The sequence below is a fragment of the Myxococcus sp. NMCA1 genome (genome assembly GCF_026810205.1).
In the GTDB taxonomy this organism is placed as follows: Bacteria; Myxococcota; Myxococcia; order Myxococcales; family Myxococcaceae; genus Myxococcus; species Myxococcus xanthus_A.
Window position 1 is genome coordinate 1,705,558 of the sequence record NZ_CP113950.1, and the last position, 23,350, is coordinate 1,728,907.

Sequence of the window (23,350 nt, forward strand, 5' to 3'; positions counted from 1 at the left end):
CCTACTCCGCGCGAGGGGCCGGACGCTGCGTCACCGACACCGGCAGCGGGGCCGGGTGCGCGTCGCGCGCGGTGTGCTCGCGCTGCTTCGGGTCCGGGCGCTCCACCACGCGGGCGACCAGGTCGTAGTCGTGGGCTTCCGTCACCTCCACGGTGACAATCTCCCCCGGGTACGCCAGGCCGTCGTTGATGTAGACCATGCCGTCGATGTCCGGCGCCTGGCCCTGGTGGCGGCCCACCAGCAGGTGCTCCGTCTCTGGCGCGGGGCCTTCCACCAGCACCTCCAGGCGCTTGCCCACGAGCTTCTTGTTCTGCTCGCGGTTGATGCGCTTCTGGATGGCCATGACCTCGCGCCAGCGGCGCTCGATGAGCTTTTGCGGCACCTTGTCCGGCAGGTCGTAGGCGGCGGTGCCCTCTTCGTCGGAGTACTGGAAGACGCCCAGGCGCTCGAAGCGCTGCGTCTTCACGAACTCCTTCAGCATCTCGAAGTCCTCTTCCGTCTCACCCGGCAGGCCGACGATGAGCGAGGTGCGCATCACCAGGCCAGGCACGCGGTCGCGCAGCTTGGTCAGCAGGCCCTTGAGGAACTCCGAGTTGCGGCCGCGCTTCATGGACAGCAGCAGCTTGTCGCTGACGTGCTGCACGGGCATGTCCAGGTAGCGGGCAATCTTCGGCTCCGAGGCCATCACCTCGATGAGCTCGTCCGGGAAGATGCGCGGGTAGGCGTAGTGGAGGCGAATCCACTTCACGTCGACCTGCACCAGCGCCTTGAGCAAATCGTGCAGCTTCGGACGGCCCGGCAGGTCATGCCCATACGCCGTCAAGTCCTGCGCGACGAGGTTCAGCTCCTGCACGCCGCTGTCGGCCAGCTGCTTCGCCTCGGCGACGATGTCGTCGATGGGCCGCGAGCGCTGACCGCCGCGCAGGGTGGGGATGATGCAGAAGGCGCAGGCGTTGTCGCAGCCCTCGGAAATCTTGAGGTACGCCGTGTACTTCGGCATCGAGTTGATGCGCGGCGTATTGGCGTCGTGGATGTAGTCCGGGTCCGGAATCACCTGACGCGGCGAGGCCTCGGCGGCCAGCAGGTCACCAATCTGGGCGTAGGCGCTGGTGCCCAGGAAGTGGTCGACCTCCGGCATCTCCTTCGACAACTCCTCGCCGTAGCGCTGGGACAGACAGCCCGTCACCACCAGCGTCTTGCAGGCGCCGGACTTCTTCAGCTCGGCCATCTCCAGGATGGAGTCCACCGACTCCTGCTTGGCGGGACCGATGAAGGCGCACGTGTTGACGACGATGACCTGAGCGTCGGACGCCTCCTGCACCAGCGTGTAGCCGCGGTGGCGCAGCGTGCCCAGCATCACCTCGGAGTCCACCCGGTTCTTCGGGCAGCCGAGGGTCATCATGTACAGGCTCTTGGTGGTTTCCACTGCGTCTACCGCTTTCCGAGTTCGGTTCGCGAGAAGTGGGTCCCACTCCAGGCGAAGTTCATGGACGTGCCGTTCGAGTAACGGATGGACAGCACGCCCTCTTCATCCAGTTCCACCGACGACGTGCGCCCCAGTGCGCAGGTAGCGGCCGGCCACTCGAGCACCCGCCGCGCTGCCTTCCCGGTCACCAGGTAGAGACCCAACCGCAGCTCGTCATCGGCGTCACATTGACCGGCGACGGCATACGGATTCTTCCCGGTCACCACCGTGACGATGCGTCCGCCGTCCTCCAGGGTGAGCGTATCCGGCACGTTCAGGTCCACGGACGAGGGAACGACGGCGTCCGGCGCCACCAGGCTGCGCAGCGAGGCAGGGGTCAGCTCGTCGTCCGCCTGGGCCCAGGCCGGGTAGCTCATGTAGTCCCAGCCCAGCCACCCGTCCTCCCGGGGCTCGAGCGAGGTGACGTTCTCCGGCAGCTTCAGCTTGAGGCCCTTGCGAGTCTCGTCTGGCAGGCGCAGCGCGTCACCCACCATGGTGCCGCTCTGGCAGTTGGAGATGGACGTGGCCTTGCTGTCCGCGCTGTCCCGGTCCTCGTAGGTGAGGCACAGGTCCATCACCATCGGGTCCACGGCGGGGAGGCGGGGGAAGGCGCGCACCGGCACCGACGCCATCAGCAGCAGCGTGTTGCCCTGGCGCTGCACGGCGGCCGTCACCAGGTCCTGCGCGAACTGCGGCGTGCCGCTCTCCGCCCCGGACGCGCGCTTGCCGTCGAAGGCGAAGCGCCACGTGTGGCCGGTGGCGGTGGGGCCGGTGCCTGGGAAGTAGAGGGACAGGGTGAGCAGGTCCCCGGCCTGGAGCTGGTCGTCGGTGGCTTCCACGCCGACGTACAGCGTGTCCTTGCGCGCGCCCACCTTGGCGGTGAAGGAGGCGGTGGCGCCCTCCACGGCGACGGGCTTGAGCACCAGCGGCGACGCGAAGGCCTTGAGCCCGCCCTGGATGCGCGGGGGCTTGGTGAGGGAGGGAACCGGCTTGGAAGGACGGTCCGCCTGGGCGGACGCCACGCCCGGGGCGCAGAACAGGAGGCAGAAGGACAGGGCGGTCGCGCGCATGGGCCTCTTCAATCGCGGAAGTTGGTGAACTGCATGTCCAGCTTCAGCCGGTCCTGCTCCTTGCGGAACAGGGCGATGGCCGCCTGGAGGTCGTCCCGGTTCTTGCCCGTGACGCGAAGCTGGTCGGCTTGGATGGAGCCCTGGACCTTCATCTTCGAGTCCTTCAGCAGCTTCACCAGCTCCTTGGACTTCTCCACCGGGATGCCCTGCTGGAGCTTGATGGACTGCTTCACGTTGTGAAGGCCCGTCTTCTCGATGTCGCCGTACTCCAGCGCGAACAGGCTGATGTTCCGCTTGGCCAGCTTCACCAGGAGGACTTCCTTGGCGGCCTGGACGCGGTCTTCGCTGTTGGCCTTCACGGTGATGGCGGTATGGTCCGGGGCCAGCACCACGTCGGCATGGGTGCCCTGGAAGTCGTACCGCGTGCTGATCTCCTTCTTGGTCTGGTTGACCGCGTTGTCGAGCTCAGCGAGGTCGATTTTCGAGACGACGTCGAAGGATGGCATGGGCAGCGGCCCTTACCATACCTACACCCGGACGACCAAGGGCACCACCAGGGCGCGCTTGGACGTGTGCGCCTTGAATGCCCGGCGCACGGCCCGGGTGAGTTCCTCTCTCACCAGGGCGTCATCGCCTCGCAGGACGGGGGACAGTTCCTCGAAGAGCACTCGCGCGTCCTGGGCCACCCGGGAGAGCAGGACCTGTTCGTCCATGGACAGCCCCTGGCCGGACAGCTGCGGCCCCGCCACCAGCTTCTGGGAGCCCCGCTGGAGGACCACCACCGCGGCCACCATGCCCGTCTCCGACAGCCGGACGCGCTCCTGGAGCGTGTCCGGCGTCACCAGGCCGGGGCCGAACCGGTCCTTGAGGATGCGTCCGGACGGGACGCTGCCGGTGAAGCGCCCCCGGCCTTCCTCGAAGGTGACGACGTCGCCGTCCTGCGCCAGCAGGCACTGGGCGGGCTCCAGTCCGGCCTCGCGCGCGGTGAGCAGGTGCTTGTGCAGGTGGCGGCCCTCGCCGTGGACGGGGATGAAGTGGGCCGGGCGCACCAGGTCCAGCACGCGCCGCTGCTGGGGCTGGCTGGCGTGGCCGGAGACGTGGATGCCCGGCTCCACCTGGGCGTAGGCCACCTTCGCCCCGCGCCACTGGAGCGCGTCGATGAGCGCGCCCACGGCGCGCTCGTTGCCGGGGATGGGCCGCGAGCTGAGCACCACCAGGTCGCCGGGATTCAGCCGCACGGGGCCATCCCCCGACGCGAGCTGGGACAGCCCGGCCCGGGGCTCGCCCTGGGCTCCGGTGGTCAGCACCAGCACCCGCTGCGCGGGCAGCGCCGGCACCGTGTCCAGGTGGACGAAGAGCGAGTCGGGTACGTCCAGGTAGCCCAGCTCGCGCGCCATCTCCACGTTGCGCAGCATGCTGCGGCCCTGCAGGGCCACCTTGCGCCCCAGCCGCTCCGCCAGCGCCAGCAGGTGCCGCACCCGGTGGAGGTTGGAGGAGAAGAGGGCGACGACGATGCGGCCGGTGGCGCCCTGGAAGAGGCGCTCGAAGGTCTGCTCCACCACGCGCTCGCTGCCCGTCTCCTCCGTCACCTCGGAGTTGGTGGAGTCGGAGAGGAGGCACAGCACGCCTTCCTCGCCGGCCTCGCCCCAGCGCTCCAGGTCCGTGCGCAGCCCGTCGATGGGGTCCGGGTCCAGCTTGAAGTCCCCGGTGTGGATGAGGGTGCCTTCGGGCGTGCGCAGGATGAAGCCCACCGCGTCCGGCACGGTGTGCGTGACGCGGCTGGCCTCCACGCGGAAGGCCGTGCCCACGGGGAAGGGCTCGCGCGGCTCGATTTCGCGCAGGTCCGCCTCGATGCCCAGCTCCTCCAGCCGGTGGCGCGCCATGGCCAGCGTGAAGCGCGTGCCGTAGACGGGGACGGGCACCTCATTGAGCAGGTAGGGCAGGGCGCCCAGGTGGTCCTCATGGCCATGCGTGAGCAGCACGCCCTTGAGCTGCGCGGCGTTCTGCTTCAGGTGGCTGAAGTCCGGAATGATGATGTCCACGCCGGGCATCCCCGAGGAGGGGAACATCAGCCCGGCGTCGATGAGCAGCATCTCCCCACGGCAGGCGATGACCATGGAGTTGAGGCCGATTTCGCCCAGGCCGCCCAGCGGAATGACGTGAAGCATTGGGCGGAGTCTAACGAATGGGACGTGAGCCGCGCCCATCTGTCTGCGGCCCTCGGGGTGACTTCATCAGATGCGGATGGGAACGCCGCGCCCGGACTCGACCTGGAAGGCGCTGTCCGAGGAAGGCTTGTACGTCCCCTCACGGCCCTGTGGGGCCGGCGTGCGAGGGCTTTCCCGTCCTGGCGCGGACGTGCCATGGCGCGAGGGCGTGGCACTGACAGGCCGAAGGGCAGGGGACGGCAGGCGCATGACTGGCTCCGGACGGGCACGGCGGGCCCATGTTGGACCGCTCCCTGGAGTTATCGCGTCCCCACCTGAGAATGTGTGCGCAGGGGCGCTGTTTCGGCAGATGTGGGCCCTGGCTGTGGCTCAGCGCCTCCGGCGCCGGAGGTCCTGGAGCCAGTTGCGGACGGAGCTGGCCTCCACGGCGTAGGTGGGCTCCTCGGCTGTGTAGAAGAGCAGGGCCTGGTTGGCCAGCCCCCGGGCGCGGGGCCCGTCCTGCTTCACCAGCGTTTGGGCCAGGGCGAAGCGGGTGCTCGCGAGGTCCTCGGCGGGGCCCGGATGGGCGGTGCGAAGCGCCAACGCGCGCTCCAGCATGGCGCGGGCCTCGTGGCTCTTGCCCAGGGCGTGCAGGGCCAGGCCCAGCGTGGTGAGCGGAGCGGCCGTGTCCAGGTGGTCCTTCTGGAAGGCCTCGTAGGCCGCGATGCTCCGGCGGGCGTAGTCCAGTGCGTCGCGTGGCTTTCCCTCGCGCAGGGCCAGCGCGCCGAGCAGGGCCAGGTCGGTGGCGGTCTCCGGATGCTCGGGGCCGTAGGCCTTCAGGTCCACCACGAGCGCGCGCTCGCGCAGGGGGCGGGCCTCTGCGTTGCGGCCAAGCGCTTCCAGGGCCTCGGCGAGGTTGTTGAGCGGATAGCTCAGCGTGGCGCTGTCGCGCCCCAGTGACTGCTCCTCCAGGTGGATGGCGCGCTGGAGGTAGGGGATGGCTTCCTCGAAGCGGCGGACGATGACCAGGTGGTAGCCCATGGCGTTGGCCGCCATGGCCGTCTGGGGATGGTCCGGGCCGAGCACGCGCTCCGTCGTCTCCAGCACGCGGTGCAGCAGGCCCATGGCGCGCTCCGTCTCGGGCGTGCGGGACAGGGCCGCGGCCTGGTTGCGGAGCGACTCCAACGTGAGCAGGTGCTCGGGACCCAGCTCCTGCTCGCGCAGCGTCGCGGAGCGGCCAAAGGCTTCCGCTGCCTGGGCGTACTGGCCTCGGAGGAAGGCGTTGCGGCCCAGGCTCGTCTGGAGCAAGGCCTCCGATTCAGAGGCGCCGCCCGCGCGCTGGATGGACGAGCGAGCCTGCTCCACCGTCCAGGACTCCAGGGTGGGGTCGGAGGAGACGGCGGTCACCAACCGCGCCGACGCGCGTGCCGCCAGGTGGTCATGGCGGTGCGCCTGCGCGGTGAAGAGGGATTCCCGCAGGGCCGCGGCGGCGCGAGCGTCATCCCCCGCGACGAGCTCGAGCCGGCCCTCCAACTCCAGCGCCTCCGCCAGCACTGGCCCGTAGCCGAGCTGCCGCGCCTCGGTCAGCACCGCCTTCGCTTCTTCCTGCGCCTGGGGGTAGCGGCCGGCGTCGACCAGGGCCGTGGCCCGGTCCACCCGGGCGCGCAGGGTCTCCACCTGCTGCCGCTGCCCCTCGGGCTCCGACAGGCCCCGCCAGAGCGCGTCCACGTCCGCGCAGGCGGCGATGGGAGGCAGGCGCTGGGCCGCGTCCGGTGCGGCGTTCAGCGCCTCCGCATCCGTCTGTGCGAGCACGCCCGTCAAGGCCACCAGGGCCGAGTGGCGCCGGTCCAGGCACGCCATGCGCAGCGCGAGCTCGTGGTCCGACTGGTGGCCCTGCACCCGGGTGGCCTCGCAGGCCTCGCGGTGCATGCGCGTCCAATCGTGCGCGAAGCCATCCAGGGTCGTCGCCACGCGTTCGAAAGCGGCGGAGGCGTGGACCTTGCCCGTGGAGGCGAAGGCCTTCTGGATTTCCGCCCGGCGTGCCGTGTCCCAGACGCCGGTGAGCCGGGCCTCGGCATCCGGACACGGGCCGTCCCGCTGCGAGCCCACCAGCAGCCAGGTAACGGCGACCACGCTGTTGAGCAGCATGGACGCGGCGGCCACCGCGCCACGGCGGCGCCAGGCCGCCAGCGGGTCTGCGCCCAGTGCATCCAACAGCACGCCCATGGACGGGAAGCGCGCTTCGGGAGCCGGGGACAGGCCCCTCGTCACGGCGCGCAGCACCCACGTGGGGACGCGGCTGCCCCGAGGAGGCGGGCGCACGCGGCCGGCGCGGGCTTCCTCCAAGTACTCATCCGGGCGCTTGCCGTTGAAGGGAAGCTGTCCGTAGAGGGCTTCGTAGAGGGACGCGCAGAAGCTGAACTGGTCCCCTCGCGCGTCGATGCGCCCATCTTCGTGCTGTTCGGGCGGCATGTACGCGGGCGTGCCCATGACGAGCCCGGCCTCGGTGAGCGCCGTCTGGAGCAGGTCTTCCGGGGCGAGGCGCGGCAGCACGGGCGTGGTGCCCCGGCCCGCCTCGGCCGCATCGAGGTCCGCGGTGGTGCGGGCCAGCCCGAAGTCCGTCACCTGCGCCCGGCCGTCCTTGCTGACCAGCACGTTGGCGGGCTTGAAGTCCCGGTGGACCAGTCCAGCGGCATGTGCGGCGGCGAGCCCTCGGCCCGCCTGGCGGAAGATGTCGAGCACCTCTCGCCAGGTGCGGTGCTCGGCGCGGAGCCAGTGGCGCAGGGACAGGCCGTCCACCCGCTCCATGGCGATGAAGACGCGCCCCGCGAACGTGCCCGCGTCGTAGACGGAGACCACGTTTGGGTGAGACAGCCGCGCCATCGCCTGGGCTTCGCGGAGCAGCCGGGACGCGCCGTCCGAGCGCGCCGCCGGGTTGGCGTCCGGGTGCAGCAGCTTGATGGCCACGCGCCGGTGCAGCTCCGGGTCATAGGCGCTGTAGACAGCGCCCATGCCGCCCGCGCCCAGGGTGTCCAGGATGTGGTAGCGGCCCACGCGGATCTGGGCCGAATCCCGGGGCTCGGTGTCCTCGACATCCCTGCGCGCGGGGGGGCGGCCCGACTTTCCACCCCCGGGGCTCGCCAGAAGCGGCTTGGCCGGCGAGGGCGCCAGGGGCATGGACAGGGTGACTCGAGAGCCGCGTCCCTCCGCCGCGTCCGGGGCGGAGAGCAGCCGGCCGCCATGCGGGAGCACATGGGCGCCTGCGAAGTTCTTGGGGCTCGCGCTGGGACCCGGCGCGGCGTGTGCGTTGGGCAGGATGCGCGCGCTCAGGTCCTGAGGCGGCGCGGGTGGCGGAATCGAGAGGATTGCCGGTGGAGGCGGGGCGGGTGGCGCGGCGAGCCCCGCGGGGGCTGGAATCGACACCGGCGCGGCGGGACGGTGGGGGGCGACCGGCTCCGGGGGGCGGGCCTCAGCGGTCGGCACCGTCGCCTTGGGAGGCACGTCCAGGTGGGGGGCGTGCCCGGTCTGGCGGATGGAGGGGCGGGCGGGCCGTTCGGAAGGCTTGGAGCCCGATGGCGACGACGATGATGGCGCACGGGCCGTGGGCCGGTTCCCCATCCGGATGAGCTCGGTGGGGAGCGTGTCGTCATCACCGCGACCCGCCGTCAGGGTGGACGTGTCCGTCGAGATTTCCTGCGCGACGGCGGTGCGCTGCGCCGCCGCGCCAGGCGGCGTCACCCGCGCCAGCAACTGGGCGCACTTGCGGCAACCTTCCGCATGTCTGCGCAATGGATTGGATTCCGAAGCATGAAGCTGTCCAGCGGCGAGCGCACGCGCGGTGATTTCGTCAAAGCAGGACACGGAGGCAACGTTCTCCCACGCTCCGTGTTCCCGAGAAAGGGGGGCTTTACATTCCAAACGGTCCTTTCTTGGACTCTCTGCTTCACGCCGTGGGCCGCGCGTGCTGCGATGCGGTACGTCCGGCTGCGTCATCCTGGAGTCCCAACGTGTCCCACACTTCGCCCTCGCTCGAGCTCTCCCAGCCTCCGCTGCTCGCCAAGGAGCTGCTGCGTGCCGCCGTGGCACGCCGGCCCTCGCGGCCCGGAGAGGTGCCCCGCCTGGATGTGCGGGTGAAAGGCTTCACCCCGGACGCCAGGCAACTGGCTCGCTACCGGGAGGTGTGTGGGTTTCCCGAGGATGGCTACCTGCCGCTGCCTTTCCCTCAGGTGCTCGCGACGTCGCTGCACCTCACGCTGCTCAACCACCCGGCGTTCCCCTACCGGTTGCTGGGCATGGTGCACGTGCGCAATCACATCCAGCAGCATCACCGCCTGAACGCTGGGGCCATGCTCTCCGTCCATGCCTGGGTCGAAGGCCAGCGTGAGGCACGGCAGGGGCGCGAGCTGGATTTGCACACCGTGGTGGAGTCGGACGGCGCGCAGGTGTGGAGCGCCGTCACCACCATGCTCCGCCGCCTGCCTGGAATGGGGGAGCGGCCGCGTGAGGCGGGGCGTCCTCCCTCCACCGAGGAGGCGCAAGTCTTCGCCAACAGTCGTCCGGCCAGCTGGTCCGTTCCGGAGAACGCGGGCCGCCGTTACGCCCGGGCCTCGGGCGACTACAACCCCATCCATCTGTATGGCTTCACGGCGCGCCCCTTCGGCTTTCCCCGCGCCATCGTCCATGGAATGTGGACCGTGGGCCGCTGCGTGGCGGAGATGGGCGAGGCCGCCGAGGCCCCCGCGCTCACGCTGTCCTCGGAGTTCCGCCGTCCGCTCCTGCTGCCCTCCCGGGTCATCTTCCAGACCGCTCCGCAGCCAGAGGGTGCCGTTGCCTACCGGGTGATGGCGGAGGACGGCCAGCTCCACTTGCTGGGCCACCTGTCGCCGGGCGCGTCGCTGGCGCGGTGACGATGCGCCTGCCGCGGGACTGAGGACGTCACTGCGGCAGGAGCACCACGTCATCCAGGTACATCACCGGCTGGTCCGTGCCGGAGTCGTCCTGGAAGTAGATGTCCCGCAGCGTGCCCGTGGTGGCCCCGATGCTGGAGAGGGAAATCGTCACCTGCTGCCAGACCCCCGGGGCGATGGGCGCCCCCAGCGCGGTGTCCAGGCGCGTGGTGCCAAGCATCTGGGTGCCATCGTGGAGCACCAGCCGCACCGCTTGTCCTCCCGCGGTACCGCCGTGGACCCAGAAGCGGATGGACTGGTGCTGCGCCAGGTTCAGCCCGTGGTGGTGGAAGAGCAGGCCATTCCACGTGTCCGGCTCGAAGCGGATGGCGGCCGAGCCCGCATGGACCACCCCTGTCTCGTCGAGCGAGTGGTCCGCCCAGCTCCAGTTGGCGAAGCCGTTCTGCAGCGCGTCGGTGTAGACGAACAGGCCCGCTGTCAGGTCGGGTTCGGTGCGCCCCTCCGTCAGTGCCAGTCCTTCGGCCAGCGTCACGGTGCGCACGCCGCGCGTCTGCACGTAGTCGAGGATGTCCGCGAAGTGGGACGTCTCGTACTGGGTGTCACGGGGCGGCGTGCCGTTGACGAACTCGTGGAAGACGAGGATGAGCCAACTCTTCTCCGCGATGGCCTGGTCCACCCAGCCCTGGACGGTGCTGACCGGAACGGTGCGGGCAACGTCGTTGGCGCGGAGCTCGTAGACGACGGTGTCGCGGAAGTTGCGGCCCTCGTTCACCGTGCGGCCGCTGGCGTAATGCTGGCGGATGACGTCGAGCACCGGGCCGTTCTGCAGGCCATACGGCACCACGAGATTGGGGACGGCGGGCAGGCCCAGCGCGCTCTCCAGCCAGGCGCGCGAGTCCTGCAGCTCGGCCACGAGCTGCGTCGGGGACAGCGACGTCAGGTCCGGGTGTGTCAGCGTGTGGCTGGCGATGTCATTGCCCTCGGAGACGAGCGTCTGGGCTTGCGTCAGCGACATGTAGCCACCCCAGCCTTCGTGGATGGCCAGGGTGACGAGACCGTAGGTGGCGGGGATGTTCCGCGCGTTGAGCTCGGGGCGGGCCAGCGAGAACTGCGTGGCCCAGCCGTCGTCCAGGGTGATGGTGACCATTCCCTCGGTGAAGGGCGCCGCGGCGAACGCGGGCGGCGCCAGCGACAGGAGGAGCAGCGAGACGAACCTTCGAAACACCCCGTGCGGTCTGGACATGGATTTCCCCCCACCGAGGCGAGTCAGCCTCGTGCGGCATGATGAATCCGATACCAGACGGAACGGACGCCAGGCAACCGGCCGGGCCCCCTGGGCAAGCGGCGTGGACCTGGCAGGTGCGGGGAAGGGATTCGAATAGCGGTGCCCCGTGTTCGTCCGAGCCACCGTAGGCCCTTGGAAAAGGAACTCGCTGCATGAAGAAAGTCGCCGCGCTCGCATGTCTGTTGGCCCTGTTGGGAGCGACTTCCTCTCAGGCCGCCGAGCTGAAGGACGTATTCGGCCGTGAGGTTCCCATCGGCAAGGGGCGGCCCACCCTGGTGCTGTACGCCAACCGGGGCTCTCGGGACGAGCTGCGCCAGCACGCCTACTCGTTCATCTACGACCTGCGCGAGGAGCGGCCCATCGTCCTGATTCACGTGGACCTGCGGGACGTCCCCGGCCTCTTCAAGGGCATGGCGCGGGGCGAAATCAAGAAGAGCCACCGCGAGTCCATCGAGCACATGCGGAACATCTTCCGTCAGCACGGCGAGGCGCCGCCTCCCGAGCTGGAGTCGTCGCTCTTCATGGTGGCGGACGCCAAGGGCGAGCCGCATCAGGCCATGGGGCTGAAGAAGGGGTTCGGCCAGGTCGTCGCCAAGGTGCTGAGCCCGTCGGGGCAGGAGCTGGGACGGGGCCCCTTCCCCGAGAGCGCCCGCAAGCTCGGCCAGACGATGGCCTCGGCCTCGGAGAGCCTTTCGACGCTCCGAGTCGTGGACATGTCCCGCTGACGCCTCGCGCCCCGCTCAGCTGCCGGGCGCCTGGGGCTCGGTGGGTGGCCGTGTAATCCACGCGGCGATGAAGACGTCCAGCTCGCCGCGCAGGACGTCCTTCACGCGCGGGGTGCCGGCGCCAGTGCGCGGGTCCTCCACCCGGGCGCCCCGTCCCAGGTAGTAACGCCGTGCCTCGTCCGTGTTGCTGCCCTGGCCGTAGACGACACGCGCGGCGATGTCCTTCAGCTCGTCGATCTCCGTGGCGCCAGTGAGCGTGAGCACGCGTCCGGAGGACTCGTCCTTCACCGTCACCTCGGTGCGGACGCGCTGGAGGTAGGCGCCCTCGTGGCTCTTCATGGGCCGGCCCTGGACCTCCAGGTAGGCCAGCTCTTCCTCGGAGAGCGAGCCGCCGCGGTGGACGCGCACGTAGGCGCGCTGGCGCTTCTCGTCCTCCAGCCGCCGGTGCATGCCTGCTTCGCCCGCGAGGAAGCCATAGGCTCCCGGGCCGGCGATTCGCACGACGACGCGCGAAGGCTCCTCCGCCTCGGCGACCGCGACCGCCTCGTAGCCGCGCCGCTGGGCCCAGCCCAGGTACATGGTGGCCAGTTCCTGCACCCAGGTCGCCTGGGCCTCCGCTGAGTCACTGGCGCAGATGTCCACCAGTGCCTCGGTGTCCTGGGTGGTGGCTCCGGAGGCGTGCAGGGCCTCCGCCATCTGGACCTCGCGCGCCACGTCCTCCACCTGCCGCGCCGCGGAGGCGAGCTGCACCTCGTTCTTCGCCTCGCGCACCAGCCGCCGCGCGAACAGGCCCGCGGCCTCCAGTCGCTCCAGTTCGTTGAGTTGCGCCTCCACGGTGCGGAAGGCGCGGATGACCTCGGCGGCACGCGTGGGGTCGTCCCAGAGGTTGGGCGCCTGCGTCTCCGCCAGCAGCTCCGCGCGGCGCTGCTCCAGCTGCGGCCGGCCGGCGGAGTCCGCCAGGGCGCGCGCCTTGCCCACCAGGCGGTCCATCTCGAACAGGAGTGACTTGCGGTCCAGCCGCCGCTTCACCGGCGCCGCGCGCGCGGACGGCAGCAGCAACTGCGCGGTGGGGGAGGGCGGCGGCGCGGCGGGCTCCGCCACGGCGGTGACGCGGCCGCCCAAGCGGGCCTCGACGCGGACGGGCGTGCCCGGAGGCAGCGGCCTGCGCGCAATCTCCACAGCCAGCGCCGCGGTGAGCGTCTTCTCGATTTCACGCTGCAGGTACCGCGCGCCGAACTGAGGCGAGTAGCCCCGCTCCACGAGCAGGTCCACCACGGCGGGTGTCACCTCCACGTCCAGGGCGCGCGCGCGGATGCCTTCGCGCTCCAGCACTCGGCCGACCTCTCGCTGCGCAATCTTCCGGATGTCCACCTTGGACAGGGGCCGGAAGTGGCAGATGGCGTCGAAGCGGTTGAGGAACTCCGGACGGAACGCCTCTCCGATGCGCCGGTCGACCTCGGGGACCATCTCCTCCGCGCGGCGCGCGCCCGTGAAGCCCATGCCGGACTCGCGATACACCTCCGCGCCCACGTTGGACGTGGCGACGATGAGCGTGTTGTTGCACGACACCGTCTCGCCGGCCCCGTTGACGAAGGTGCCCTCGTCGAAGAGTTGGAGGAAGCGGTCGTGGACGCTGCGCGCCGCCTTCTCGAACTCGTCGAGCAGCAGCACGGTGAACACCTTGCCGTCCAGCAGCGCGCTCAGCTCTCCCCGCCGTGTCTCCAGCGCGGGGGCCCAGGTGGCGCCGAAGGGGACGCTCTCGTCACCGTCGTTGGGGTAGTCCGCCATGTTGAGGCGCACCAGCCTGTCCGCCGAGCCGAACAGATACTCCGCCAGCAGCTTGGCCAGCTGCGTCTTTCCCACGCCCGTGGGGCCCGCGAAGAGGAACACGCCCAGGGGGCGGCGCGGGTCGTTGAGGCCGGCCTTGAGCAGCGCCACTGAGCGCAGCACCGCGCCCACCGCGTCCGTCTGTCCCAGCAGCCGCTCGCCGAAGAAGCGCTCCGTCTCCTCCAGGTCCAAAGGCATCGCGTCGTCGACGACGAAGCGAGGCAGTCGCGTGGCCGCGCAGAAGCGGGTGAGTACGTCTTCGGGACCCACATGGTCCTTGGCCGCGCTCGCCGCCTCCGCGGCCGTCTCCTTAAGCAGCTCGATGGCCTTGCGCGGCATGCGCTGCGCGAGCAGGAACTTGGACGACAGGCGCAGCGCCAGGTCGCACGCCGCCGGGTCGATGGGCAGCCGCAGCTCGCGCTCCAGCTCCTCCGCCACGCGGCCCAGCACCCAGCGGGCCTTCTCCGTTGGAGGCTCGTGCAGGGGCAGCAGGTGGAGCCGCTCGGCCAGCGCCTCGTCGGAGCGAAGCAGCTCCTGCACGCGCTTGGGCTCTGTCTCGAAGATGAAGCGCAGGCCTCCGGTGCGCAGCCCGCGCACGGCGACGGGCGCCAGCGGGCCGCCGAGGGCCGCGGGCAGGTCCCGGATGTAGACGATGGGGCAGGGGTGCCGGGAGAGGTAGGCCAGCAGCTCCTCGAAGCTCTCCGCCGCCTGGCGCTGGGTGCTGCGGGCCAGGATGTTGGCGACGGACACCTCCACCACCCGTGCGTTCGCCAGCTCGGCGTCCACACGACCTTCGGCGATGCGCCGGGCCACTTCCTGCACCAGGGCGCTCTTTCCCACGCCAGGCTCACCGGCCAGCAGGGGATGCTTGCCGCCCCGCGTGAGCAGGCCCAGCACTTCCGTCACCGCGGCGTCCACTCCGTGCGCGGCCGGCAACTTGTTCTCCCGTGCCAGCGCGGTGAGGTCGCGGTCGATGAGCCGCTCCTGGTCCTCGCTTTTCCTCGTCGCCATGTCTTTTCAGCCGCCCCCTCGCCGGGAGCGCACTCTAACCCCCTTGAACCGCGGGGGTGAGCGCGCAATCCCGGTCAAATGCGTACCCGAAGGGGACGCGGCCGTGACGGCCCCGCTCAAGGGGCTGGCGGCGGGGCCATTCCTGGCTGGGCCGAGGGGATGGCCCGGAGATATTCGTAGACGGCCTTCAGGTCCTGGTCGCGCATCTTCGCGTAGGTGGGCCAGGGCATCACCGGGATGATGGCCCCGTGTTCACGGCCTGTCCGCATCAGCGCCAGAAACGCCTCGAAGGTCATGCCGCCTGGGAGACCCTGCGCATCCGGGGTGATGTTGGAGGAGACGAGGCCTGGACCGAACGGCTTTCCTCCCGCGAGGAAGTTCGTGGTGTTGATCTGCTCGGGTTCGCCCTGATACGGGTTGCCTCCGGGGAGATAGCCCGGCTGGGTGTGACAGTCGCTACAGCCGGCCTGGGCATTGAGGATGTAGCTCCCCAATCCCACCCCGGTCCAGGCCTTCCAGCTTCAACGGCACGGGCGAGATTCGAAGCCCGATGTCGATGCGCTCCTGGTCCTCGGCGCCCACGGGAATCTGGGCCTGCTCTCCTCCGGGAGGCCCCTCTTGGGCGGAGCCATCCGACCCGCAGCCAACGCCGATACCTCCCGCGACGCCCAGGAGGACCCAGCCCGCCGTCACCCACCGTCCCATCCGCGCATGCATCATGTGTCCGTCCCCTTGTTTGGCCGGGGGGCCCCGGTGGCGGGATCGTAGGGACGCTCGGGGGGACTGCCATGCTGCGTGCCGGTGTCGCATCACGTCACGCTGCATACAGTCCCGTGTGGCCCGAGAACCGGCGGGGCATACGCAGCGGAAGCCGGAGGACTCGAACCTCGGGCCGAAGAGCGGCTCGCACCCGTTAGCAGCGGGGCCTGGCGCCATCGCCAGTTCAGCTTCCAGAAAAACCGCCAGCAGCGACATCCCGCCTGCTGGCGCGCGGGGCGGCTGTCGGGGTGGGAGCCGCCTCTGGCGGACTCCCGGACCTCCGAGTGCATCCACCGCCGGGGCGGAACACTCAGGAGGCGGAAGCCACCTCGGGTGGCTCCCCTTTCCCCCACGGCCTTACTCCTGCAGTTCCACGTGCCAGTAGGCGACGTCCCTGAGGAACTTCGCCCAGGACATGGGCATGCCCTTCTCGAACAGGAACGTCAGGTGCATCGCCTCGGGCACCTTCTTCGGCTTCATGGGCGCCGTGCGCAGGGCCATGCGGGCCTGCTCCGGCGTCCGGTTGCCCTTCTTCTGATTGCAGGGCACGCACGCGATGACGATGTTCTCCCAGCTCGTCTTGCCACCCTGTGCGCGCGGCAGGACGTGGTCATACGTGGCCTCCGGGCGCGTCACCTTGATGCCGCAGTACTGGCAGCGGCAGTGGTCCCGCAGGTAGACGTTCTCCCGGCTGAACTTCACGCCCTTGGGCCGCCGGCGCAGGCCTCGGATGAAGCGGATGACGGAGGGCATGCGAATCTCCACCGTCACCGAGCGCACGACGCGGTCCTCGTACTCCTCGACCACCTCGACCTTGCCCTGGAAGATGAGCATCACCGCGCGTTGCCAGGGAACACGTGCGACAGGTTCGAACGACTGACTCAGGACCAGCGTCTCCATGACACGGAGCCTCGTGGGTTGTGCCGGAAGCGGGAGTCGAACCCGCACCCTCCAGGTTCTCGACCTGGTGCCTCTGCCAATTGGGCTACTCCGGCGTTGGTGAAGTGGATTCGCCGGGATTCGAACCCGGATCCCTCGGGTGCAAGCCGAGTGCTCTCCCCTTGAGCTACGTACCCATGTGCTGCGAGAGCAGGCCGCCAGGGAATCGAACCCTGCATGCGCGGATTTGGAGTCCAAGCTGCTCCCAAAGCGCGGCCTATGACGAACTGCTCCCCAAGGAGCGCGCAAACGCTCTGAGGGGGTGGAAAGGTGGAACCGGAGGCAGGCTTTGCACCTGCACCTGCGGAGTCAGAGTCCGCCATCCTCGCTGGTTGGACGACTCCGGTATGTGCTGCTGCTTCAGATACCTCCGGAGGGATTCGAACCCTCGCCGTCCGCTTAAGAGGCAGATGCTCTACCAATGAGCTACGGAGGTGTGTTGTGTGCCGCCCCAGGAACGAGCAGACGGCATGCATTCACCACGACGATTCAGTTGTCAGGGCGCTTGTCTGTCGGGGTACTCGGACTCGAACCGAGATTTCTCGCGTATCAGACGAGTGCCCTGCCCTTGAGCGATACCCCGTGAGGTGTGTGCGACTGGGCGTGGCGGGCCACGCTCGTGCTGCATGGGCCCGCTGGGAGTTGAACCCAGCGGGCCCTGTCAGGCTCGGGCTCTACAGGCCCGCGCGTCTCCCCTAACGCTCTACGTTCCCGGAGGAGCGGGGGCCCAAAAAGCCGAGAGGCTGGGTCCCCTGGATGGGAGCCCGGCCTCTGCGTGGCTTGGCGCGCCGGTGATGGGGCGCGAGCGTCAGCAGGGTACGGGCGGATGGCCGCCAATCCGGTCAAATCCCAAGATGCACTTCGAATCGAAGCTCACAAGGGAGCAGGAGGCGGCGTCGAGCTGGGACCAGAGGTTGTTGCGATAGCTGCGCTTCATCGGGTTCGTTTGCATCGTCAACGTCGTCATGGTCGCCGCTCCTTTCGAGGAGACTCTACGTCCGGTGATTATTGTTCCTGACAAGGCTCGATTGTTCGGGCTTCACTGTTGCGATTCATGTCCCCGTGGCAGGTGGTGTCGCCGAGACAAGGCATGCGGGTCGTCGCGCGGCCGTGCGCGGTCCTGGTGATAAGCGGGATGCTCGGGTACGTGGCGGTGACACTGAGTGTCGCATGGAGCTTGCGATGGAGCCCGGAGCCCCTTCATGCTGCCGATGCAGAACCCCATTGTCGGTTCTCAACCAGAAAGGTCGCCCTTCATGCGTGGTGCATTTGGCAAATCCTCGTGGGCCGGCGGTGTCGCCTTGTTGGCGGGTGCGCTCGCCTCGTGCACGGAGCAGGCGCCACCGACATCAATGAACCTTCGAGAACTGAACATTGTGGACGCGCAAGGACAGACACGTGTCCGCATCGGGGCCCCCCTCCCGGGGCCACGTGCCGCGCCCGGTTATGGACTTCAGTTCCTGGGCCCGTCGGGCCAGGAAATGGGAGGGATTGGAATGCTGGACGAGCGAGGCTTCCACGGACTGTGTTTCGACAGCTCGGAGGGCTATGAGGCCGTGTGTGTCTCAACCATCCACGGGAGGCCCTCGATTCAACTTCGCTCGAACGATGGGAACTCCCCCCAAGAGCGCATCACCCTCGGTGTCAACGAGAGCGGCGTCGCGACCGTGGAGATCCGCGACGCCGCTGGCAAGACGCAAGTCCGATTGGAGGTCGGAAAGGACGGTCAGACGCGCATCGAGGGTGTCAGCCCGCCCCTGACAAGCCATGCCCCCTAGACTCCGCGCTGACGGCCCTCGTGCCGGTCAAGTCCCGAGTCGTGTGTAGTCGGTGAAGAGCCCCCTGTGTCAGGGAGTTTGTCGCCGCTGCGGTGCGCGCCTCGCTCGCTTTGACGCATGGTTCGACGCGGCCTTGACGTCCCCATGTCGCAGCGACCGAATTTTGGATAGGCACAGGGAGTTGAGCGAAGCAGATTCCAGACTCGTTGCCGCCACAGAAAGGCGGTGGCGGCAACGAGCGAGGGACGGAGACCGTCATCCGGTCCCACGCCCCACCTCACACATCAGGGCTCAATGGCCGCACTGCGCGGGGCCTGAGTTATCAGAGAACACGTTCCCCAGGCTCGGCGCGGTGAAATCCGTGGTGAAGGTGTCATAGTTGGGGGTCTTCGCACGAGTGATTCCGCACCCCATGGAGTGACGGAGCGTGGTCTGGGTAATGATGGGACCCTTGTCAACGATTACCCTGACGTTCGCGTCTGGGTTCCCATCGCTCGCGCGCGAGCCGCCGTACTCGACCACGGCCCGCGTCAGCTTGCTAGCAGCCGTCGCCATCTCGCCGAACACAAGGCCCTGCCAATGGCCAGACATGGGGAACTCCGCGTCGGCCGTCAGCGTGATGGGGGCCTCGGCCGTTCCCTCGGCACGCAGATTTCCACCCTCTCCCGTGCCAATCTCGAAGTAGCTCAGGCGACCGAAGCGCAGCGTGACTCCCGGGCTCAACGTCAGCGTCGGAGTGGTTGCGCCATCGACATAGACGGAGTCCTCCATGGCGTAGGGGACGCCAACGTTGACCCAGGTCTGCGAGCGGTCCACCTGCCCGCCCGGCGACCGGATGACGTTGCGTCCGTTGGACATGAAAACACTGTCACCCGGGAGGCTTCCGAGTTGGTTGACTCCCATGTAGATGGGGGCATTCGCCACGTCCGTCACCGTCAGCCCCATTGAGTTCGAGCCGAAGGCACCTTCGTGCATGAACGTGATGCCCTGGGACGCGCTGTGCTGAATCGTCACGTCCTGAAAGTTGGGACGCACGGTGCTTCCACTCACGATGATGCAGGCATCGTTCGCGGTGCCGTAGCCCGAATTCGAACCACAGTACTCAACGACGGCGTGGGAGATGCTGCTGGAGGTGGCCCCTTCCAAGAAGTACACGCCCTGCCACTGGCCCGGAGCCGGCGAGTCGGCATTCGTCGTGAAAGTCACCGGCTTCTCCGCTGTCCCCTGGACCCGGAGCGTCCCGCCCTCGCTGCCGTAGCCGATCTCGATTGATGCGCCATGCTCAAAGCGGATGATGCCCCCCGCCTCGATGGTGAGCACCGGGGTGCCGGAACCCGCAACGACAATGTCATCAAGGACGATATGCGGGTTGTCCACCTCGCGCCACGTCTCGCTGGTCAAGATGCTTCCGTTTGAGTGAATGGCCCCCCGAACCGTTAGCGTCAGGTTCCCGCTCTTGTTCCCCGACGCAGCGGTGACCGTCGCAGTCCCAGCCCCCATTCCCGTCACCCTCCCGTCCCGCTCCACACGCACGACGGAGGGTTCGCTCGAACTCCAGGTAACGTCGTCAAGCACCACCGGCTGGCCACGGCTGTCTCGCCCCGCGGCGGTCAACGCGAGCACTTCATTGACAGCGAGAGTGCTCTTGCTCCCCGCGACGGTGATGGTGGTGTCCGTAGGCGTGGGCCTGGGAGGGGGCGGATCATCTTCCTTGCCAGAGTCGGCGCCACAGCCAGCAATGAAGAGGGAAACGAGCAAACAACGCATACGCGAAGCGCGCATGGCACTTCCTCCAAAGGGTGAGTATTGCGCGCATCTGTATCGGTGCGGGCTACGTGGAGACTCAAGCCCTATCCGGCCTTCCAGGCGGAGAGTGGAAAGGTGGCTAGTGGTTTTCCACGAGGCGCAACGCTCTCAGTCCTGCGCCCCCCAGAACGCGGCGATCAACTGGGCTCGGCTCTGATTGCCAGACTTCTTGAGGATGTCCGTGATGTGCACCTCCACCGTGCGCTCGGCGCACCGGAGGCGGTTCGCGATGTCCCGGTTCGAGATTCCCTGAACGACAAGCTCCAGGACCTCGGCCTGGCGGGCCGTGAGCGCCCCGTGCCAGGCAGGGAACCGTCTGCGAGCCCCCGTGGCGCTCTTTCCTCGAGGCATTCTCAGGAGCGCACTGACCTCCGCCTGGAGATGGGAGATTCGTTCCAGCATCAGCAGGTGGGCCTGGCTGGCCACCTCGCTTCCGAGAGCGAAGGCCGTTCGGGAGGGCGGGAGCAGGAACCGATAGACGGCTCGACGTGGCGCGAGCTCCAACTCCACCTGAGCCCGGGGCAGGCCGATGAGCCGCGGCGAGTTCGCGAGCGAGGCGCTGCAGATGCGGAAGAACGCCGGCGAATCGCGCCAATCATCCGGCAGCGAAAGTTCGAGCTGGAGCCGATCCGGCCCGAGCAGCTTGCTCCGGACCATTATCCGAGGATGCGCCCAACTCCCGACGGAAATCACCAACCGGAGGAGCTGAAGAGGCGAAAGCACCCGTCGGGCCACCGCCAGTATCTCGGGGATTTGCTCGTTCACCGCCAGGGCGAACTGCTCGACGCCCCCCAGCGGACTCCATGCTTGTTCGATCCGGTCGTTGAATTCGCAGAAGGCATCCCAACTGATTCTACGAAGCGGTCCGGTCAGCTCGCGCTCCTCGACGGACGGCCTGCCCAGGAGCGTCGCGCGAGGGACTCCATGGCGTTCGGAGACGTACAGCCCAGCCTTGATGACAGAGATAGGGACGTGATTCAAGACGAAGAGCTGAGTGTCAGTCTCGGTTCAGAGAAACGGGGGCACCCTATTACTCCCCGAGGGACTCTACAAATTTGTGCGCCCCCAGTGCCCGAGATAGGTAAGCGTTCAGGGGGGGGCTGGGCGGTTGAAGAAGGAGCAGGCCATCAGCCGGCGGGAGGCTTGTCGCTCGCTGACGCGGCGTGGGACATGAGACACGGCCTGTCGTGGCCGAGGTCGACCCCAAGGATGCGCGCATCGCGGAGCTCGAGCGTCAGGTCGAGGAGCTGACTCGACTGGTGCGGGAGCTCCGGGAACAGTTGCGGCGGAACTCGGGCAACTCGAACCGGCCACCGTCGAGCGACACGCTGGGGCAGCGGACCGAGCGGCGCAGGCAGTGCGGGAGTGGGAAGAAGCGCGGCGGTCAGCCGGGACACAAAGGCCTGACACGCGCGCTTGTTTCCGAGGAGAAGGTGAGCGAGTTCAAGCACCTCTTCCCGTCCGAGTGTGAGAATTGCTGGGTTCCCCTCTCACGCGATGGCGGCACGCGGGGGCTGACGAAGAAATGCAGCTCGCGGCTTGTCTCGGTGCTGTTCGGCGTAACGACAGAACGCTCTCGAGCCAGCGCCAACACACTCCTGGCGTGCGGCAGGTAGTGCTGCACGCCAGGGAAGTGCTTCACGTCAAATGCCCAACCACGTCGTTGCTCTTCTCGGACATGGCCTGCTTCCTCCCCACTGTCCGTGCGCGAATCGCACAAGGGCTCTGCCCGCGCCTCATCCAGCACGTCTTTGCTACCCACGACGCACAGCCTCTCGCACACCGCGGAGTGCGAGGGCCCCCGGTTGCCCGTGAGGGTCAGGACATGGCCTCCCCCGGCCTTCACGATGCCGTCGGCCAGTGCGCCCGTCAGGAGGTTCGCGTCGCCTGTTACCACGGTGTCGGTCAACTCCAGCAGGCTCAGCAGGTCCGCGGCTGCGTCGATGACCAGAATCCCGCGTTCTTTGATTCTCCCAACACGACTCAGGTCCACCCCGCCGACCCCATCCTTTGGTGCTTGAGAATGCCTCCAAGCACAAGTTCCGTTCGTCATTAAGCCTTCCGGCACGACGCCCACCGGACGGTTACGAAGGAAGAGGGACAGATGTCTGCTGCCCAGCCGAGGCGACATCTTTCCTGACACAGGGGGCTACCGGTTGGTAGGGCCCTTCGTTCAGCTCCTCGGGAGGGATTCGAACCCTCGACCCCGCGGTTAACAGCCGCGTGCTCTGCCAGTTGAGCTGCCGGGGAATGCGATACCTCCGGAGGGATTCGAACCCTCGCCACCCGCTTAAGAGGCGGGTGCTCTACCGATGAGCTACGGAGGCGTGGTGTCTGAGTGGCAGGATTTGAACCTGCGGCCTCACGGATCCGAACCGTGCGCTCTGGCCAGACTGAGCTACACCCAGAAGTGAAGTTGGCTGTGATTGGGAACGCTGGGGGTCGAACCCAGCAGGGCCGGAACGACAAAAGGCCGGGTTCCCTGATGGGAGCCCGGCCTCCGCGGCGCATGCCGCGTCCGTATCAGGTACGCGTGCGTCAGCGGGAGTCGGGCGGACTCTTGGAATTCGCGCGGAGACCGCCAGAAAGAGACGGGGCCGCGTCGATGTTGAGCCACGGGCTGCTGGGATACTGGGCGCTCTTCAAGAACTTCTGCGAAGTCATCGTCATGGCATCACGCCCCTTTCTTGGGTGAAATGACGCGCTGAAAATTCACTCCTGACAGCCCGCGGCGCTGCATCTTGTGAGAGACACGGGGCCGCTCAGTCCTGCGTCGGCTCGGAGTCGAGGCGTGCACGCTCGAGCGCTCTTCCGATATACGCCGGGGCGCTCCCCGCGGAATCACACGAATGCGCGACTGAACGACCGACCTACCTCCCGGCCGCGAGGACTCTCTCAATCTTCAACTGGTCCGAAAATTGGAGAGCAGACCACGTCGGCTATGAGACGGAGCGCGCGTTCACAGCGCGCGTTCACCAAGGTCTTCAAGCGTCACTTCAGCGAGACGCCAGGCGCGTATCGGCGCCGAGTCCGGCGCATGCGACCGTGAGTCACTGGGACAGGACCGAACTCAGGTTCACCAGCGAATCACGGCGGGTGCCGTGCTTCACGAAGTCCTGAATGGCGCGGGCCAGTGTCGCGGAGAGCAGCCCCAGCAAGGGGAGGTGTGCGCCTCCTTCGCAGGTGGCCTGGCCCTGGGCGTCCTCGGCATCCGGGGTGAAGCGCTCATCCCATCGCACCAGCCCGAAGGTGCCATCGGCGCTCACCGCGCCGTGGACAAGCGGCTTTCCCGTCTGGTGCGCGTAGTCGATGAGCACCTGCCGGCTGTGCTGGTTGTCCATGCAGTCCACCAGCAGGTCCGCGCCACCGCAGAGAGCCTCCGCGTTGTCTCGGGTGAGCCGCACGCCGTGGGACTCCGCCTTCACCCCGTGCAGGTTGAGGAGTTGGAGCTTGAGCGCCTCAGCCTTGTTCTTCCCGACGGAGGGCTTCACGTAGGCCTGGGCGAGCAGGTTCTTGGACTCGACCCGGTCGAAGTCGACGAAGACCAGGGTGGCCTCCAGGTTGCGGCACAGCACCGCCGCGGTGGAGCCGATGGCGCCCACGCCACAGAAGAGGATTCGCATGGCGGTGT

At 68.3% G+C, this 23,350-nt stretch carries 17 protein-coding genes, 9 tRNA genes and 1 pseudogene; 4 read left to right on the forward strand and 23 right to left on the reverse strand.

Annotated features, from left to right (window positions below):
• Nucleotide 1 precedes the first annotated feature (1 nt).
• The 5 genes from rimO to OZ403_RS07315 form a co-directional block, all read right to left on the reverse strand.
• Nucleotides 2-1,399 (reverse strand): 30S ribosomal protein S12 methylthiotransferase RimO, encoded by a 1,398-nt coding sequence (gene rimO / locus OZ403_RS07295; protein WP_418764037.1) that lies wholly within the window; start codon nucleotides 1,397-1,399, stop codon nucleotides 2-4.
• Nucleotides 1,400-1,431: 32 nt separating this feature from the next.
• Nucleotides 1,432-2,535, reverse strand: a complete 1,104-nt coding sequence (locus OZ403_RS07300; RefSeq protein ID WP_268783774.1) for a hypothetical protein — start codon at nucleotides 2,533-2,535, stop codon at nucleotides 1,432-1,434.
• Between the two features lie 8 nt (nucleotides 2,536-2,543).
• Nucleotides 2,544-3,041 carry a YajQ family cyclic di-GMP-binding protein gene (locus OZ403_RS07305; protein ID WP_140788545.1) on the reverse strand — a complete coding sequence of 166 codons (498 nt, stop codon included), beginning with the start codon at nucleotides 3,039-3,041 and terminating at the stop codon, nucleotides 2,544-2,546.
• Between the two features lie 21 nt (nucleotides 3,042-3,062).
• Nucleotides 3,063-4,703 carry a ribonuclease J gene (locus tag OZ403_RS07310; RefSeq protein ID WP_268783775.1) on the reverse strand — a complete coding sequence of 547 codons (1,641 nt, stop codon included), beginning with the start codon at nucleotides 4,701-4,703 and terminating at the stop codon, nucleotides 3,063-3,065.
• A 369-nt stretch (nucleotides 4,704-5,072) separates the two neighbouring features.
• Nucleotides 5,073-8,543 carry a tetratricopeptide repeat protein gene (locus OZ403_RS07315; RefSeq protein WP_268783776.1) on the reverse strand — a complete coding sequence of 1,157 codons (3,471 nt, stop codon included), beginning with the start codon at nucleotides 8,541-8,543 and terminating at the stop codon, nucleotides 5,073-5,075.
• Nucleotides 8,544-8,689: 146 nt separating this feature from the next.
• Here OZ403_RS07315 and OZ403_RS07320 point away from each other — a divergent pair, with 146 nt between their 5' ends.
• Entirely contained in the window at nucleotides 8,690-9,589 is a 900-nt protein-coding gene (locus tag OZ403_RS07320) for a MaoC/PaaZ C-terminal domain-containing protein (RefSeq protein WP_268783777.1), read from the forward strand.
• Nucleotides 9,590-9,617: 28 nt separating this feature from the next.
• Here OZ403_RS07320 and OZ403_RS07325 read toward each other — a convergent pair whose 3' ends face one another.
• Nucleotides 9,618-10,832 (reverse strand): polysaccharide deacetylase family protein, encoded by a 1,215-nt coding sequence (locus OZ403_RS07325; protein ID WP_268783778.1) that lies wholly within the window; start codon nucleotides 10,830-10,832, stop codon nucleotides 9,618-9,620.
• A 194-nt stretch (nucleotides 10,833-11,026) separates the two neighbouring features.
• Between OZ403_RS07325 and OZ403_RS07330 the strand changes: the two genes are divergently transcribed.
• On the forward strand, nucleotides 11,027-11,599 hold the full coding sequence (locus OZ403_RS07330; RefSeq protein WP_268783779.1) for a hypothetical protein: 573 nt from the start codon (nucleotides 11,027-11,029) through the stop codon (nucleotides 11,597-11,599).
• A 15-nt stretch (nucleotides 11,600-11,614) separates the two neighbouring features.
• Here the strand turns inward: OZ403_RS07330 and OZ403_RS07335 are convergent, their stop codons facing one another.
• From OZ403_RS07335 to OZ403_RS07385, 11 genes are all read right to left on the reverse strand, one after another.
• Complete coding sequence (locus tag OZ403_RS07335) at nucleotides 11,615-14,437, reverse strand: AAA family ATPase (protein ID WP_268783780.1); 2,823 nt, start codon at nucleotides 14,435-14,437, stop codon at nucleotides 11,615-11,617.
• Between the two features lie 116 nt (nucleotides 14,438-14,553).
• A complete protein-coding gene (locus OZ403_RS07340; protein ID WP_268783781.1) occupies nucleotides 14,554-14,937 on the reverse strand; it encodes a hypothetical protein in 384 nt (127 codons plus the stop codon).
• The gene (locus OZ403_RS07345) at nucleotides 14,894-15,157 is read right to left on the reverse strand and encodes a hypothetical protein (RefSeq protein ID WP_268783782.1); all 264 of its coding nucleotides are present in this window, start codon (nucleotides 15,155-15,157) and stop codon (nucleotides 14,894-14,896) included. Before OZ403_RS07345 ends, OZ403_RS07340 begins: the two co-directional genes overlap by 44 nt.
• 396 nt (nucleotides 15,158-15,553) lie before the next feature.
• Nucleotides 15,554-16,096 (reverse strand): HNH endonuclease, encoded by a 543-nt coding sequence (locus tag OZ403_RS07350; protein WP_090484395.1) that lies wholly within the window; start codon nucleotides 16,094-16,096, stop codon nucleotides 15,554-15,556.
• Nucleotides 16,097-16,117: 21 nt separating this feature from the next.
• Nucleotides 16,118-16,191, reverse strand: a tRNA-Leu gene (locus OZ403_RS07355).
• 10 nt (nucleotides 16,192-16,201) lie between these two features.
• Nucleotides 16,202-16,272 (reverse strand) — tRNA-Ala (locus OZ403_RS07360).
• Between the two features lie 134 nt (nucleotides 16,273-16,406).
• Nucleotides 16,407-16,482 (reverse strand) — tRNA-Gln (locus OZ403_RS07365).
• A gap of 18 nt (nucleotides 16,483-16,500) precedes the next feature.
• A tRNA-Lys gene (locus tag OZ403_RS07370) sits at nucleotides 16,501-16,571 on the reverse strand.
• A gap of 76 nt (nucleotides 16,572-16,647) precedes the next feature.
• Nucleotides 16,648-16,718, reverse strand: a tRNA-Ile gene (locus OZ403_RS07375).
• Between the two features lie 44 nt (nucleotides 16,719-16,762).
• Nucleotides 16,763-16,838 (reverse strand) — tRNA-Tyr (locus OZ403_RS07380).
• 105 nt (nucleotides 16,839-16,943) lie between these two features.
• Complete coding sequence (locus OZ403_RS07385; RefSeq protein ID WP_268783783.1) at nucleotides 16,944-17,102, reverse strand: hypothetical protein; 159 nt, start codon at nucleotides 17,100-17,102, stop codon at nucleotides 16,944-16,946.
• Nucleotides 17,103-17,631: 529 nt separating this feature from the next.
• Here OZ403_RS07385 and OZ403_RS07390 point away from each other — a divergent pair.
• Nucleotides 17,632-17,913, forward strand: coding sequence for a hypothetical protein (locus OZ403_RS07390; RefSeq protein WP_268783784.1), 282 nt, complete (start codon nucleotides 17,632-17,634; stop codon nucleotides 17,911-17,913).
• Nucleotides 17,914-18,204: 291 nt separating this feature from the next.
• On the opposite strand, the gene OZ403_RS07395 is transcribed toward OZ403_RS07390, so the two are convergent.
• Complete coding sequence (locus OZ403_RS07395) at nucleotides 18,205-19,695, reverse strand: Ig-like domain-containing protein (protein WP_328285509.1); 1,491 nt, start codon at nucleotides 19,693-19,695, stop codon at nucleotides 18,205-18,207.
• Nucleotides 19,696-19,827: 132 nt separating this feature from the next.
• Nucleotides 19,828-20,700 (reverse strand): helix-turn-helix transcriptional regulator, encoded by an 873-nt coding sequence (locus tag OZ403_RS07400; RefSeq protein ID WP_140797524.1) that lies wholly within the window; start codon nucleotides 20,698-20,700, stop codon nucleotides 19,828-19,830.
• 182 nt (nucleotides 20,701-20,882) lie between these two features.
• Between OZ403_RS07400 and OZ403_RS07405 the strand changes: the two are divergent.
• Nucleotides 20,883-21,230 (forward strand): annotated as a pseudogene (locus tag OZ403_RS07405) (DUF6444 domain-containing protein); the annotation flags it as partial.
• A 666-nt stretch (nucleotides 21,231-21,896) separates the two neighbouring features.
• Here OZ403_RS07405 and OZ403_RS07410 read toward each other — a convergent pair.
• From OZ403_RS07410 to OZ403_RS07425, 4 genes are all read right to left on the reverse strand, one after another.
• A tRNA-Asn gene (locus OZ403_RS07410) sits at nucleotides 21,897-21,969 on the reverse strand.
• 6 nt (nucleotides 21,970-21,975) lie between these two features.
• Nucleotides 21,976-22,046: transfer RNA gene (locus OZ403_RS07415), tRNA-Lys, on the reverse strand.
• A 6-nt stretch (nucleotides 22,047-22,052) separates the two neighbouring features.
• Nucleotides 22,053-22,127 (reverse strand) — tRNA-Pro (locus OZ403_RS07420).
• A 642-nt stretch (nucleotides 22,128-22,769) separates the two neighbouring features.
• Nucleotides 22,770-23,342, reverse strand: coding sequence for a HesA/MoeB/ThiF family protein (locus tag OZ403_RS07425; RefSeq protein ID WP_140797525.1), 573 nt, complete (start codon nucleotides 23,340-23,342; stop codon nucleotides 22,770-22,772).
• Between the last annotated feature and the right edge of the window lie 8 nt (nucleotides 23,343-23,350).